The sequence below is a fragment of the Peribacillus sp. N1 genome (assembly GCF_054600815.1).
In genome coordinates this window covers 1-258 of sequence record NZ_BAAHZO010000057.1, presented here as the reverse complement: position 1 = coordinate 258, position 258 = coordinate 1, and the positions used below count along the sequence as shown (strand labels likewise).

Sequence of the window (258 nt, the reverse complement as noted above, 5' to 3'; positions counted from 1 at the left end):
AATGGTGACCCGTACGGGATTCGAACCCGTGTTACCGCCGTGAAAGGGCGGTGTCTTAACCGCTTGACCAACGGGCCAGGTATAAATGGCGGAGAGCAAGGGATTTGAACCCTTGAGACAGGGTTACCCGTCTACACGATTTCCAATCGTGCTCCTTCGGCCACTCGGACAGCTCTCCAATAATGGCTCCGCAGGTAGGACTCGAACCTACGACCGTTCGGTTAACAGCCGAATGCTCTACCACTGAGCTACTGCGGA

The 258-nt window shown here is 55.4% G+C and carries 3 tRNA genes; all 3 read right to left on the bottom strand.

Annotation, left to right across the window (positions count from 1 at the left end):
* Nucleotides 1–2: 2 nt before the first annotated feature.
* The 3 genes from ACYP5M_RS26625 to ACYP5M_RS26615 all read right to left on the bottom strand — a co-directional run bounded on the left by ACYP5M_RS26625 (nt 3) and on the right by ACYP5M_RS26615 (nt 258).
* A tRNA-Glu gene (locus ACYP5M_RS26625) sits at nt 3–77 on the bottom strand.
* 9 nt (nt 78–86) lie between these two features.
* Nucleotides 87–178, bottom strand: a tRNA-Ser gene (locus ACYP5M_RS26620).
* Between the two features lie 5 nt (nt 179–183).
* Nucleotides 184–258, bottom strand: a tRNA-Asn gene (locus tag ACYP5M_RS26615).